Genomic DNA, 12,584 nt, shown 5'->3' with positions numbered 1-12,584 from the left:
TGTTGTGGATTTATTTTTACAGCAATCGTAAAGAAAAAATTACTATATAGTAAATCCATTTACACGCTACTGCCGCTGGCGCGAATGTCACATTTTAATCAACTTCAGGAGATTGTCTCGCGGCGGGCGCTTTTCGGACGAAATGCTGCTACCACGTTGTCGTCAGTTTCAACGTACGGCCCGTCAAGCAGCTGTATACAATACGGTACACTTGCAAAGATGCCGTGGACGATGACGCTGCCATCCTCGGCCTTTAAGCCTTCCAGCGTCTCTTTGATCGACTTCGGCTGCCCCGGCAGGTTCAGGATCAGCGCCTGTTTGCGGATCACCCCGACCTGACGGGAAAGAATGGCCGTCGGAACAAAGTGTAGACTGATCTGGCGCATCTGTTCACCGAAGCCCGGCATTTCCCGATCGGCGATAGCGAGCGTCGCGTCAGGCGTCACGTCGCGGCGCGCGGGGCCGGTTCCGCCCGTCGTCAGCACCAGGTGGCAGCTCATCTCATCCACCAGCTCGCACAGGGTCTGCTCGATGATCGGCTGCTCGTCCGGGATCAGGCGAGTCTGGATCTCAAACGGGGTAGTCAGCGCGCTGCCCAGCCATTCTTCCAGAGCAGGGATGCCTTTATCCTGATAAACACCGCTGGAGGCGCGGTCAGAAATCGACACTAGGCCGATGCGTAAGGTATTCATATCCATTCCATTCAAAAAGTACTGATTAATGGGAATGATACACGCAGAGAGAAAATTCAGACAGAGGCGGGGGAAAGACGCGTGACCGGGAGCCCGGTCACGCAGAATGATTACAGCAGGTCGCCGATCATTTTTTCCAGTTTTTCCTGGTCAATAGCAAACTTACGGATACCGTCCGCCAGCTTGTCTACTGCCATTGGATCCTGGTTATGCTGCCACAGGAACTCGGATTCCGTGATGCGCTCCGGGCGCGCTTTCACTTCACCGGTGTAAGACAGTTTACGCTCGATAGCGCCTTCGCTTTCTGCCAGCTCTTTCAGCAGCGCAGGGGCGATGGTCAGGCGGTCACAGCCGGCCAGCTCGATAATTTCACCGACGTTACGGAAGCTTGCGCCCATCACAACGGTCTCATAGCCGTGCTGTTTGTAGTATTCGTAGATTTCCGTCACGGAAATCACGCCTGGATCTTCAGACGCCGCGTACTCTTTCTTGTCGGTGTTGGCTTTATACCAGTCCAGAATACGGCCCACAAACGGAGAAATCAGGTATACGCCAGCTTCGGCACAGGCACGCGCCTGCGCGAAGGAGAACAGCAGAGTCAGGTTACAGTTGATCCCTTCTTTTTCCAGCTGCTCGGCGGCGCGAATGCCCTGCCAGGTAGAGGCCAGTTTGATCAGGATACGGTCGTTGCTGATGCCCGCATCGTTGTACAGTTTGATCAGGCGTTTTGCTTTGGCGATAGAGGCTTCGGTGTCGTAGGACAGGCGAGCATCAACTTCAGTTGAGATACGGCCAGGAACCAGTTTCAGAATTTCCAGACCGATGTTCACCGCCAGTTTGTCGGTAGCATCCACAACCTGCTGCGCGCGGTCATTGCTCTGCGCTTTCGCCCAGGTCACCGCTTCGTCGATCAGTTTGCGATACTCAGGGATCTGCGCAGCGTTAAGGATCAGAGAAGGGTTGGTTGTAGCATCCTGCGGCTGGTACAGCTTCATTGCCGCAATATCTCCGGTGTCAGCGACGACAGTGGTGAACTGACGAAGGGAGGTCAATTTATCCGTCATGATAGTGTTTCTCTTTTAACGTTCCCTGGATAATTCACACTACCGACAGCCTGCCAGCAGCGGAAAAATGACAGGTTTACTTGTTAGGGGGATGTAACCGGTCTGCCCTGATGATAACACGAGTGAGAGGCAGCGCAACCGCAGACAGTGCGCTTAGGCAGAGTATGATAAACTCACAATATTAACAGGCTGCTAAGTAACAGCATGCACAATCAGTGGTAGCGCTTACATATTCACGTTGGCATCAACAAGAGGGACGTTAGTGCCTGATTTCTTTTCCTTTATCAACGAAGTCCTCTGGGGTTCGATCATGATTTACCTGCTTTCAGGGGCAGGTATCTGGTTTACGTGGCGCAGCGGGCTGATTCAGTTTCGCTATATCCGCAAATTTGGCAGAAGTCTGAAAAACAGCGTCACCCCGCAGCCGGGGGGTTTGACCTCGTTTCAGGCGCTCTGTACCAGCCTCGCCGCACGCATCGGCAGCGGTAACCTGGCCGGTGTAGCGCTGGCGATCGGCGCGGGCGGTCCGGGCGCCGTGTTCTGGATGTGGGTGACGGCGATTATCGGCATGGCCACCGCCTTTGCCGAGTGCTCGTTGGCCCAGCTCTACAAAGAAAAAGACAGCAAATGCCAGTTTCGCGGCGGACCTGCCTGGTATATGGCTCGCGGGCTGGGAATGCGCTGGATGGGCGTTCTGTTCTCGATCTTTTTGCTGGTGGCGTATGGCCTGATTTTCAACACCGTTCAGGCAAATTCCGTCGCCCACGCGCTGCGCTTTGCCTTCAATTGTCCGGAGTGGCTGACGGGGGGCGCGCTTGCCCTTCTCACCCTGCTGACCATTGTGACCGGGCTTAAAGGGGTTGCCCGCCTGATGCAGTGGCTGGTTCCCCTGATGGCGCTGCTGTGGGTGTCCACCAGCCTGTTGGTATGCGCGATACACATAGACGAGGTGCCGAACCTCATCGCCACCATTTTCAAAAGCGCGTTTGGCTGGCGCGAAGCGGCGTCCGGCGCGCTGGGTTACACCGTTAGCCAGGCCCTCACTGCCGGGTTTCAGCGGGGGATGTTCTCCAACGAAGCGGGAATGGGCTCCACGCCAAATGCCGCCGCCGCGGCCGCATCCTGGCCCCCGCATCCCGCCGCGCAGGGCATTGTGCAGATGATTGGCGTCTTCACGGACACCATTGTTATCTGCTCCGCCAGTGCGATGATAATGCTGCTGGCCGGCGCCGTTGAACATCCATCCGGCAGTACGGCAGGCATTCATTGGGTACAACAGGCGCTGGTCTCACTCGTTGGCGGCTGGGGCGCCGGTCTTGTCGCCCTTGTCGTGGGGCTTTTTGCCTTCAGCTCCATTGCGGTGAACTATATCTATGCCGAAAACAACCTTGTCTTCCTGAACGTCGATTCGCGTCTGGCCCGCAACGTCCTTCGCGCGGCTGTGCTGGGGATGGTGTTCGTCGGCTCCCTGCTCAGCATGCCGATGGTCTGGCAAATAGCGGACGTCATTATGGCGCTGATGGCCATCACTAACCTGACGGCCATTTTGCTGCTTTCGCCGGTTGTAGCGCTGATCGCGCGGGATTATCTGCGTCAGCGCAAGCTCGGCGTGCCGCCCGTCTTTGACGCCACACGCTATCCCGAAATCGAGTCACAAATTGCCCCTGGCACCTGGGATGATTTGCCGCGGCAATAACAGCTATCGATCAAATCAGGGCGATTTTTTGTTAAAGTCGCTCTAAATTTCCTGCAAGGACTGGATATGCTGATTCTGATTTCACCTGCAAAAACGCTCGACTACCAGAGCCCGCTCGCCACTGAGCGTTATACCCAGCCGGAACTGCTGGACTACTCGCAACAGCTAATCCACGAGGCGCGTAAACTGTCGGCTCCGCAGATCGCCTCGCTGATGAGCATCAGCGATAAACTCGCCGACCTGAACGCCATCCGTTTTCACGAGTGGCAGCCTGACTTCACGCCCGACAACGCGCGCCAGGCGCTGCTGGCCTTTAAAGGTGACGTCTACACTGGCCTGCAAGCAGAAACGTTTAGCGAAGCCGATTTCGATTTTGCCCAGCAGCATCTGCGCATGCTGTCCGGCCTGTATGGCGTACTGCGCCCGCTGGATCTGATGCAGCCGTATCGTCTGGAGATGGGTATTCGCCTGGAAAACGCCAAAGGCAAAGATCTGTACCACTTCTGGGGCGATGTGATCACCGACAAGCTTAACGCGGCGCTGCAAGCCCAGGGAGATAACGTGGTGATCAACCTGGCCTCCGATGAGTACTTCAAATCGGTGAAGCCGAAAAAGCTGAATGCGGACATTATCAAGCCGGTGTTCCTCGACGAGAAGAACGGCAAATTTAAAGTGATCAGCTTCTACGCCAAAAAAGCGCGCGGTCTGATGAGCCGCTTCATCATTCAAAACCGCCTGACAAAGCCGGAGCAGCTCACCGCTTTTAACAGCGAAGGGTATTTCTTCGACGAGGCATCGTCAGGCAAAAACGAGCTGGTGTTTAAGCGTCACGAGCAATAAAAGACAACCCCGCCAGCTGGCGGGGTTTGTTTTAATGGTGTTTCCTGTCCGGGCCCGGACGATGATCGTCATGACGGTGGCGATCGTGACGATCGCGATGTTCATCGTGCGGACGCCAGTGGTTGTCGCGCCAGTCATAGTGCGCTTTCCACCAGTCATGGTCGCGCCAGCGGCCGCCATCCCAGTAGTGTCCGTTATTATCCCGATCGCCAATTTGCAGCTTTACCGCAGGCACGAGGGTGATCTCAGCGGCCTGCACCGCCATGGGAGCGACCAGCATCAGTGAGAGCGCGATGAGTGCAGGTTTCAGTGTAGACATAGGTGACTCCTTATTCTTCTTGCCCAGCGTGGGCCGATGTAAGGAGAGTACGTGATGGAAACGGCGGATGTTATTCTCTGCAATCCTAAACGCTAAGTGGCCGCATTTATTGGGAATTTCTGCTTTTTTCCTGCTGTTTTTCTCCTTAATTTCTCCATAAAAAAGCCGGGTGGCGGCTGCGCCTTACCCGGCCTACGGACCGGAGCTGTCGTTGCCGGGTGGCGCTGCGCTTACCCGGCCTACGATTGGGTTCGTTGGGGTCGTTGTGGATCTTGTAGGCCCGGTAAGGCGTAGCCGCCACCGGGCAAGAGAATCACGCTCGGGTCATCATCAGCTTACGCAGTGCCGCAAAATCTGCCGGCAGCTCATGGGACAGCAGCGGCAGATCGGCGCGCTCGGCCAGCTCTTTTGGCAGCGGCAGCGTTTCACCCAGGATCGCTTCCACGCTCTCCTTAAACTTCGCCGGATGAGCGGTTCCGAGGAACAGGCCATACTCGCCCGGCTGAAGCGCGTCGCGCAGCGCACGGTAAGCAATCGCCGCGTGCGGCTCAGAGGTATAGCCCACGGCTTTCAGCTCACGCATGGTCGCTTTGGTGGTTTCATCCGTCACCGCAGCATAGCCGAGGTCGCCCAGACGCCAGACCTTACGGCGGAACAGCTCTTCTACACGCGGCCAGTTGTTAGGCTGTGACACATCCATCGCATTGGAGAGCGTGGCCTGCGTCGCGTTCGGCGCCCATTTCCCGTCTTTCAGGTAGCGTGGTACGGTGTCGTTGGCGTTAGTGGCGGCAATAAAGCGCTTCACCGGCAGACCGAGTGATTTCGCCAGTAGGCCCGCCGTCAGGTCGCCGAAGTTGCCGCTTGGCACGGAAACCACCAGCTGATTGCGCGCGTCCTGCGGCAGCTGCGCCACCGCTTCGAAGTAGTAGCAGATCTGCGCCAGCAGACGGCTGATGTTGATCGAGTTGGCGGAGTTCAGACCCAGCGCCACCTTCAGCTCTTCGTCGTCGAAGGCCTGCTTCACCAGCGCCTGACAGGCATCGAAATCGCCGTCGATCGCCACGGTTTCAATGTTGCCCCCAAGGGTGCAGAACAGTTTTTCCTGAAGCGGACTGATTTTGCCCTTCGGATAGAGGATCACCACGCGGACGTTTTTCAGGCCGTAGAACGCATGGGCCACCGCCGCACCGGTATCGCCGGAGGTCGCGGTCAGAATCGTCACCGGTTTGTCGCCGCTGATGTGGGTCAGCATCTGCGCCATAAAGCGGCCGCCGAAGTCTTTAAACGCCAGCGTCGGGCCGTGGAACAGCTCCAGACAGCCAACGTCCGGCTCAACCTGCTGAACCGGAGCCGGGAAAGCAAACGCCGCACGCACGCGCTCTTCCAGCAGCTCCTGCGGGATTTCATCGCCGATAAACGCAGACAGAATTTTGGTGCTGCGGGTGACAAAGTCCTGCTTCAGCAGCTCATCGATTTCGGTCAGCTGGAATTCCGGCAGGTCGTGCGGGAAGAACAGCCCCTGATTTTTGCCCAGCCCCTGCGTGACCGCCTGCGCGAAGCTGACCTGCTCGTTATGATCTTTAAGGTTGTAGAGTTTCATTCGTTATCCCAGTACTCGTGCGCCAGCCGTGTCCAGACGGCAAATATGAACAAAGCCTTCCTGATTTTGCAGGTAGTGTTTAGAGAGCCAGTCCGCCACGCGCTGCGCGGTGTCTGGTTTGTCGCACAGGGCGAACAGCGTCGGGCCGGAGCCGGAGATGCCGCATGCCTGCGCGCCGATATCCATTGAAGCCTGTCGCGCCTCGTTAAAGCCGGGCAGCAGCTTCGTGCGGTACGGCTCGGCAATCACGTCTTTCATGAGTTTCGCCGCCAGCTGCGGCTGGCGGGTGTAGCAGGCGTGAATAAAGCCCGCCAGGTGACGCCCGTGAGCAATACAGTCCTGACGACGATACTGCGCCGGCAGGATCGCGCGCGCTTCAGCGGTCGAGACCTTAATGCCCGGATAGGCCAGCACCCACAGCCACTCGTCAAACCCGGGCACCTGCTGGCTGATGATGCCATTTTCTTCAATCATCAGCTGCATGCCGCCGAGGAAGCACGGTGCCACGTTATCATAGTGAATACTGCCGGAGATGCGCCCTTCCAGCTCACCCATCAGCGCCAGCAGACGGCTGTTGTTCAGCGGCTTGCCGCAGTGCTCGTTCATCGCCACCAGCGCGGCGACTACCGAACACGCGCTGGAGCCCAGTCCCGAGCCAATCGGCATGCTTTTTTCCAGCGTCATGGCGACCGGCACGTTTTTGCCGATCTCCTGACAGAAGCGTTCCCAGCACTGATAAACAATATTCTCGCGTGGTTCAGGCGGCAGCTTGCTGGCGAAACGGCCAACGTTATTCAGGCTGAAGCGCTCTGCCGCCTCAACCGTTACCGTATCACCCAGCAGCGAACCGTCCACCGGCGTCACCGCCGCGCCCAGCACGTCAAATCCGACGCTCATATTGGCGCTGGAAGCCGGGGCATATACTTTAACCATCTTAAACTCCTAACTTCCATGACAGGGTACGCAGCAGATCGGCAAACACGCCCGCCGCCGTCACATCATTCCCTGCGCCATAGCCGCGAAGCACCAGCGGCAGTGGCTGATAATAGTGGCTGTAGAACGCCAGGGCATTCTCGCCGTTTTTCACCTTGTACAGCGGATCGTTGCCATCCACTTCGGCAATCTTCACCCGGCAGACGCCATCCTCTTCAATGTTGCCAACATAGCGCAATACCTTACCTTCATCACGGGCTTTCGCCACGCGTGCGGCAAAGGCATCGTCAAGCTGAGGTAAATTCGCCATAAAGGCGCTGACGTCGCCGCTGTCATCAAATTCTGCTGGCAGCACCGGCTCAATCACGATATCCGAAAGCTCCAGCTCGCGGCCCGTTTCGCGCACCAGGATCAGCAGCTTGCGCGCCACGTCCATCCCGGAGAGATCGTCGCGCGGATCCGGCTCGGTGTAGCCCAGCTCGCGCGCGGCACGGGTGGCTTCCGACAGGCTCATGCCTTCATCCAGCTTGCCGAAGATAAACGACAGTGAGCCGGAGAGGATGCCGGAGAAGCGCTGCAATTCGTCGCCCGCGTTCAGCAGGTTTTGCAGGTTCTCAATGACCGGCAGGCCCGCGCCCACGTTGGTGTCGTACAGGAACTTGCGGCGCGACTTGCTCGCCGCCAGACGCAGCTGGTGATAGTAATCCATCGACGAGGTGTTGGCCTTTTTGTTCGGCGTCACCACGTGGAAACCTTCGCGCAGGAAGTCGGCGTACTGGTCGGCCACGGCCTGGTTCGAGGTACAGTCGACGATCACCGGGTTGAGCAGATGATACTCTTTCACCAGGCGGATCAGGCGGCCCAGGTTGAACGGCTCTTTCGCCTCTTCCAGCTCCGCCTGCCAGTTTTCCAGGTTCAGACCGTGGACGTTAGTGAGCAGCGCTTTCGAATTCGCAATTCCGCAGACGCGCAGATCGATGTGCTTTTTCTTAAGCCACTCCTGCTGGCGCTTCACCTGCTCCAGCAGCGCACCGCCGACGCCGCCGACGCCAATCAGGAACAGCTCGATGACCTGATCGGTGTTGAACAGCATCTGGTGAACCACGCGCACGCCGGTGGTCGCATCGTCGTTATCGACTACAACTGAAATTGAACGCTCGGAAGAGCCCTGCGCAATCGCCACGATGTTGATATTGGCACGCGCCAGCGCGGCAAAGAATTTAGCAGAGATACCGCGCAGGGTGCGCATGCCGTCGCCAACGACGGAGATCACCGCCAGACGCTCCTGAATAGAGAGCGGCTCCAGCAGCTCCTCTTTAAGCTCCAGATAGAACTCTTCTTCCAGCGCACGCCGGGCGCGCAGGCAATCGCCCTGCGGTACGCAGAAGCTGATGCTGTATTCGGAAGAGGACTGGGTGATCAGCACCACCGAGATCCCGTTGCGGGACATGGCGGCAAACACGCGTGCAGCCATGCCGACCATCCCCTTCATACCCGGGCCGGAGACGCTGAACATCGCCATGTTATTCAGGTTTGAAATGCCTTTCACCGGCAGGTCATCTTCATTCGCGCTGGCGCCAATCAGCGTGCCCGGCGCTTGCGGGTTACCGGTGTTTTTAATCAGGCATGGGATCTGGAACTGAGCAATCGGGGAGATGGTGCGCGGGTGAAGTACTTTGGCGCCGAAGTAGGAAAGCTCCATCGCTTCCTGATACGACATGGACTTCAGCAGCCTGGCGTCCGGCACCTGGCGCGGATCGCAGGTATAAACGCCGTCGACGTCAGTCCAAATCTCACAGCAGTCTGCGCGCAGGCACGCGGCCAGCACGGCGGCGGAGTAATCAGAGCCGTTACGGCCCAGCACGACTAATTCGCCCTTCTCGTTCCCGGCGGTAAAGCCCGCCATCAGGATCATATGGTCAGAGGGGATTTTGCTCGCGGCGATACGGCGGGTTGATTCGGCAATATCCACGGTGGATTCGAGGTAGTGGCCCACCGCCAGCAGTTTTTCAACCGGGTCGATGACCGTCACGCGGTGACCGCGCGCTTCCAGCACGCCCGCCATGATGGCGATGGAGAGTTTTTCACCCCGGCAAATCAGCGCCGCGTTGATGCTGTCCGGGCACTGACCCAGCAGGCTGATACCGTGAAGGACATGTTTAATCTGGGCAAATTCGAGTTCAACGGTGGTTTTCAGCTGCGCCAGCGGGAAGCCCGGCTGGGCATCTGCCAGCCCCTGAAGCAGCTCGGTGAAGATACGCTCAGCGTCGCTGATGTTCGGAAGTGCATCCTGACCACCAATGGTTTTTTCAATCATCGCCACCAGGTGGTTCGTGATTTTGGCCGGGGCAGAGAGCACGGTGGCAACCTGCCCCTGCCTGGCGTTGCTTTCCAGGATATCGGCAACGCGCAGAAAACGCTCCGCATTTGCCACTGACGTACCGCCGAACTTCAACACTCGCATGGTTCTACCTCATTTCCTTTAGCCGAAAAAAAAGCCCGCACTGTTCAGGTGCGGGCTTTTTTCTGTTTTTCCTGTACGCGTCAGCCCGCATCGTTACCTGTGGTAATGATGGTGGTTGTAGTAATGGTGGTGATGCTGATGCGTTTCATGGATGTTGTGTACTCTGTCATTATTATCTGTCTGTGCTCTATTCTTTTAGGGTTAAAGGATCGGGCACCTTAAGTCAATGAATTTTTACTTTGATCACAATTCGGGACATTCTCACGTCCCGCTGCGAGCAGATTTATTTTCATCCGAATACCCCATATGCAACCCCAGTTATCAGCGAGATCGGCCATATTAAAAACTTATGACAGCATTTTACTCGGCTAATTTTTTTTCAATATCATGGAGCAATCGGTGCAGCATTGCCGTGTCGCGCTGTTCAAGACGTCCCAGGCGCTGCTGCAACCAGTCCACCATTTTCCGATCGTCAGCCACGCCCAGCTGCATAAGCAGTTTGTCAGCGCGAACGCGCAGGGCCGCCAGCTGGTTTTCATCCGTTGCCGTCACCGGTGGCTGAGAAATTTGTATTAAGGATGCTAATTGATAGCAGTAAACCATCACCGCCTGGCCCAGATTAAGTGACGGATAATCCGCCACCATCGGCGCGCCCGTCAGCACGTCAGCCAGCTCCAGCTCTTCATTCGTCAGCCCCGAATCTTCGCGCCCAAACACCAGCGCGGCTTTCTCCAGCCACTGGCTTTTTTCTTCCAGCATGGGCACCAGTTCAGCAGGCGTGGCGTAATAGTGAAACTTCGCCCGGCTGCGCGCGGTGGTCGCGACGGTAAACGAAATATCGTGCAGGGCGTCAGCGAGCGTCGCGTAAGTGTTTATATTATCGAGAATATCACCCGAACCGTGCGCCACCCACCGTGCGGCAGGTTCCAGATGCGCCTTGCTGTCCACGATACGCAAATCGGTAAAACCCATGGTCTTCATGGCACGCGCCGCAGCGCCAATATTTTCAGCTCTTGCTGGTGCCACCAGCACAATCGACAGATGCATTTATGCTCTCTTTTTAATCAGTTAGCAGGTAAAAATGTGATTCACTTCAACATATTACGCAGCACGAATTTACAATTTTGCAACACAAATCACCGAAATAGCGTTTCATAACAATTAAAAAAAGCTAAACTATTTTGTGACTGAACAATCAGTTAGAATGTTAACAGAAGTCTATTATCCTTATGTTTTGTAATGATAATGACTATATGAATACTCTTTTCTGATTGGATTCGTATCGTTTATCAATCAATGTCCGCAACTAGTTGGTTTATTGAAAAATTGTGACAAAGGCTAGCATTCAGCTACGATGATTTCATCAAACTGTTAACGTGCTACAATTGAACTTGATATATGTCAACGAAGCGTAGTTTTATTGGGTGTCCGGTGTCACTTAGCCTGTTATGTTGCTGTTAAAATGGTTAGGATGACAGCCGTTTTTGACACTGTCGGGTCCAGAGGGAAAGTACCCACGACCAAGCTAATGATGTTGTTGACGTTGATGGAAAGTGCATCAAGAACGCAATTACGTACTTTAGTCACGTTAGGCCGATCATGTTAATTTGCGACATGCATCAGGCAGGTCAGGGACTTTTGTACTTCCTGTTTCGATTTAGTTGGCAATTTAGGTAGCAAACATGCAGACCCCGCACATTCTTATCGTTGAAGACGAGTTGGTAACACGCAACACGTTAAAGAGCATTTTCGAAGCAGAAGGCTACGATGTCTTTGAAGCGACCGATGGCGCAGAGATGCATCAGATCCTTTCTGAAAATGATATCAACCTGGTGATTATGGATATCAACCTGCCGGGCAAAAACGGCCTTCTTCTGGCGCGCGAGTTGCGTGAACAGGCGAACGTCGCGTTGATGTTCCTGACAGGCCGTGACAACGAGGTTGATAAAATTCTTGGTCTGGAAATCGGCGCGGACGACTACATCACCAAGCCGTTTAATCCACGCGAGTTAACCATTCGTGCACGCAACCTGCTGTCCCGCACCATGAATCTGGGTACGGTCAGTGAAGAGCGTCGTAGCGTCGACAGCTACAAATTCAACGGCTGGGAACTTGATATCAATAGCCGTTCGCTGATTAGCCCGAACGGTGAGCAGTATAAACTGCCGCGCAGTGAATTCCGCGCGATGCTGCACTTCTGCGAAAACCCGGGCAAGATCCAGTCCCGTGCAGAACTGCTGAAGAAAATGACCGGTCGTGAGTTGAAGCCACACGATCGTACCGTTGACGTTACCATCCGTCGTATTCGTAAACATTTCGAATCTACGCCTGATACGCCGGAAATCATCGCCACGATCCATGGTGAAGGCTATCGTTTCTGCGGTGACCTACAGGAATAATCCGTCACGTCACGCAGTAAAAAACGGCGCATTTGCGCCGTTTTTTTTATCAATGCCACGGCATAATGGGCACCGCGCTGATCGCGTTTTTCGGTGAACCTTCCACGACTTTGTCGGAATAAGCCAGATAAGCTAACGTGTTGCGTTTCGCATCGTAGAAACGCACCACCTGTAGCTTTTTGAACACCAGCGAGGTCCGTTTCTGGAATACGACGTCGCCCTGCGCTTTGCCGTTTTTGATTTTGTCGCTCAATTCAACCGGGCCGACCTGCTGGCAGGAAATGGCCGCGTCAGACGTATCCTCAGCCAGCCCCAGTCCGCCTTTAATCCCGCCCGTCTTTGCCCGGCTGACATAGCAGGTGACGTTTTTAACATCCGGATCGTCAAAGGCCTCCACCACAATTTTGTGGTCCGGCCCAAACATTTTGAACACGGTATCCACAGAGCCCACCTGTTCAGCCTGCGCTGCGCTTCCCGCCATGAGTACCAACGCCGTAAAGAGTAAAGCCTTGTATTTCATATTGTTACCATTCATAAAAAATTACGCTGAGCGATTATTCAACACGTTAGCTAAAAA

13 protein-coding genes and 1 other annotated feature are annotated in these 12,584 nt (G+C 55.6%); of the genes, 3 read left to right on the top strand and 10 right to left on the bottom strand.

The genetic code is table 11. The features are described 5' to 3' along the window. Nucleotides 1-104: 104 nt before the first annotated feature. Both mog and tal read right to left on the bottom strand, forming a co-directional pair. Nucleotides 105-692 (bottom strand): molybdopterin adenylyltransferase, encoded by a 588-nt coding sequence (gene mog, locus DBR02_RS14105; RefSeq protein ID WP_063867421.1) that lies wholly within the window; start codon nt 690-692, stop codon nt 105-107. A gap of 110 nt (nt 693-802) precedes the next feature. Next, complete coding sequence (tal, locus tag DBR02_RS14100; protein ID WP_003856481.1) at nt 803-1,756, bottom strand: transaldolase; 954 nt, start codon at nt 1,754-1,756, stop codon at nt 803-805. A gap of 262 nt (nt 1,757-2,018) precedes the next feature. Between tal and DBR02_RS14095 the strand changes: the two genes are divergently transcribed. Next, nucleotides 2,019-3,452, top strand: coding sequence for an alanine/glycine:cation symporter family protein (locus DBR02_RS14095; protein WP_107534665.1), 1,434 nt, complete (start codon nt 2,019-2,021; stop codon nt 3,450-3,452). A gap of 66 nt (nt 3,453-3,518) precedes the next feature. After that, on the top strand, nt 3,519-4,292 hold the full coding sequence (gene yaaA / locus DBR02_RS14090; protein ID WP_107534664.1) for a peroxide stress protein YaaA: 774 nt from the start codon (nt 3,519-3,521) through the stop codon (nt 4,290-4,292). 31 nt (nt 4,293-4,323) lie between these two features. Here yaaA and DBR02_RS14085 read toward each other — a convergent pair whose 3' ends face one another. From DBR02_RS14085 to yjjY, 7 genes are all read right to left on the bottom strand, one after another. Continuing rightward, complete coding sequence (locus DBR02_RS14085) at nt 4,324-4,611, bottom strand: DUF2502 domain-containing protein (RefSeq protein ID WP_107534663.1); 288 nt, start codon at nt 4,609-4,611, stop codon at nt 4,324-4,326. 313 nt (nt 4,612-4,924) lie between these two features. After that, entirely contained in the window at nt 4,925-6,211 is a 1,287-nt protein-coding gene (gene thrC, locus DBR02_RS14080) for a threonine synthase (protein WP_063450707.1), read from the bottom strand. A gap of 3 nt (nt 6,212-6,214) precedes the next feature. Continuing rightward, nucleotides 6,215-7,144 carry a homoserine kinase gene (gene thrB / locus DBR02_RS14075; RefSeq protein WP_023299286.1) on the bottom strand — a complete coding sequence of 310 codons (930 nt, stop codon included), beginning with the start codon at nt 7,142-7,144 and terminating at the stop codon, nt 6,215-6,217. 1 nt (nt 7,145) lies between these two features. Next, entirely contained in the window at nt 7,146-9,608 is a 2,463-nt protein-coding gene (thrA, locus tag DBR02_RS14070; protein ID WP_107534662.1) for a bifunctional aspartate kinase/homoserine dehydrogenase I, read from the bottom strand. 24 nt (nt 9,609-9,632) lie between these two features. Beyond that, nucleotides 9,633-9,750 (bottom strand) — a sequence feature (Thr leader region). After that, on the bottom strand, nt 9,689-9,757 hold the full coding sequence (gene thrL, locus DBR02_RS14065) for a thr operon leader peptide (protein ID WP_072039575.1): 69 nt from the start codon (nt 9,755-9,757) through the stop codon (nt 9,689-9,691). It overlaps the preceding feature by 62 nt. Before the next feature lie 211 nt (nt 9,758-9,968). Next, complete coding sequence (locus tag DBR02_RS14060; protein ID WP_107534661.1) at nt 9,969-10,655, bottom strand: tRNA/rRNA methyltransferase; 687 nt, start codon at nt 10,653-10,655, stop codon at nt 9,969-9,971. Between the two features lie 399 nt (nt 10,656-11,054). Continuing rightward, nucleotides 11,055-11,195 carry a protein YjjY gene (gene yjjY, locus DBR02_RS14055; protein ID WP_001541509.1) on the bottom strand — a complete coding sequence of 47 codons (141 nt, stop codon included), beginning with the start codon at nt 11,193-11,195 and terminating at the stop codon, nt 11,055-11,057. Between the two features lie 95 nt (nt 11,196-11,290). On the opposite strand from yjjY, the gene arcA reads away from it, so the two are divergent. Beyond that, nucleotides 11,291-12,007: a two-component system response regulator ArcA gene (gene arcA, locus DBR02_RS14050; RefSeq protein ID WP_003856501.1), complete on the top strand. Its 717-nt coding sequence runs from the start codon at nt 11,291-11,293 to the stop codon at nt 12,005-12,007. A 49-nt stretch (nt 12,008-12,056) separates the two neighbouring features. On the opposite strand, the gene creA is transcribed toward arcA, so the two are convergent. Then, the gene (gene creA, locus DBR02_RS14045; RefSeq protein ID WP_063450711.1) at nt 12,057-12,527 is read right to left on the bottom strand and encodes a protein CreA; all 471 of its coding nucleotides are present in this window, start codon (nt 12,525-12,527) and stop codon (nt 12,057-12,059) included. Between the last annotated feature and the right edge of the window lie 57 nt (nt 12,528-12,584).

The sequence above is a fragment of the Enterobacter cloacae complex sp. genome, assembly GCF_900322725.1.
Classification (GTDB): domain Bacteria; phylum Pseudomonadota; class Gammaproteobacteria; order Enterobacterales; family Enterobacteriaceae; genus Enterobacter; species Enterobacter quasihormaechei.
The sequence above is the reverse complement of the archived record's forward strand: the minus strand, read 5'-3'. Positions and strand labels throughout refer to the sequence as shown.